Source organism: Paracoccus sp. S4493 (assembly GCF_000967735.1).
GTDB classification, from domain to species: domain Bacteria; phylum Pseudomonadota; class Alphaproteobacteria; order Rhodobacterales; family Rhodobacteraceae; genus Paracoccus; species Paracoccus marcusii.
Window position 1 is genome coordinate 1 of record NZ_JXYF01000304.1, and the last position, 1210, is coordinate 1210.

Here is a 1210-nt window from a genome sequence, read left to right on the forward strand (position 1 = left end):
GGTCGAGGGGATCGGCGCCTATGGCAACGCTTTCGGCGTGCCGAACGTCGGCGGAGAGGTTCGTTTCCACCCCAGCTATGACGGCAACTGCCTGGTCAACGCGTTTGCAGCGGGCTTGGCCGACGCCGACAAGATCTTCTACTCGGCGGCATCGGGCGTGGGCATGCCCGTCGTCTATCTGGGCGCCAAGACCGGGCGCGACGGCGTCGGCGGCGCGACCATGGCCAGCGCCGAGTTCGATGACACGATCGAGGACAAACGTCCCACCGTGCAGGTCGGCGACCCCTTCACCGAGAAATGCCTGCTGGAGGCGTGCCTTGAGCTGATGGCGTCGGGGTCGGTGATCTCGATCCAGGACATGGGGGCCGCGGGCCTGACCTGTTCGGCGGTCGAGATGGGCGATAAGGGCGGCCTGGGGATCAAGCTGATCCTGGACAGCGTGCCCCAACGCGAAACCAATATGACCGCCTATGAGATGATGCTGTCGGAATCCCAGGAGCGGATGCTGATGGTGCTGAAGCCCGAGAAGGAGGCCGAGGCACGGGCGATCTTCCAGAAATGGGACCTGGATTTCGCCATCGTCGGAGAGACCATCGCCGAGGACCGCTTCCTGATCGTCCATCGCGACGTGGTCATGGCCGACCTGCCGCTGTCCAAGCTGTCCTCCAGCGCGCCGGAATATGACCGCCCCTGGGTCGAGACGCCTGCGGCCACTCCCGCGCCAGCCCTGCCCCCGATCGCGCCCATCGCCGGCCTGCGCGCGCTTGTCGGCAGCCCGAACCATGCGCACCGTGCCTGGGTCTGGGAACAGTACGACACGCAGGTCGGGGCCGACACGATCCGCCGTTCCGGCATGGGCGCGGGCGTCGTTCGCGTGCACGGAACCCGCAAGGCGCTGGCCTTCACCAGTGACGTCACCCCGCGATATGTCAAGGCTAACCCGTTCGAGGGCGGCAAGCAGGCCGTGGCCGAGGCCTATCGCAACCTGACCGCGGTGGGTGCCCTGCCCCTTGCCACAACCGACAACCTGAACTTCGGCAACCCCGAAAAGCCCGAGATCATGGGCCAGCTGGTCGGTGCCATCAAGGGCATCGGAGAGGCCTGCCGCGCGCTGGACTTTCCCATCGTGTCGGGCAACGTGTCGCTGTACAACGAAACCGACGGCAAGGGCATCCTGCCCACGCCGACCATCGGCGGCGTCGGCCTGATC

Annotated in this window: 1 protein-coding gene; it reads left to right on the forward strand. The window is 66.5% G+C overall.

The features are described 5' to 3' along the window. A partial coding sequence (gene purL, locus TW83_RS17325; protein WP_045984035.1) for a phosphoribosylformylglycinamidine synthase subunit PurL occupies positions 1–1210 on the forward strand: 1210 nt, incomplete at both ends.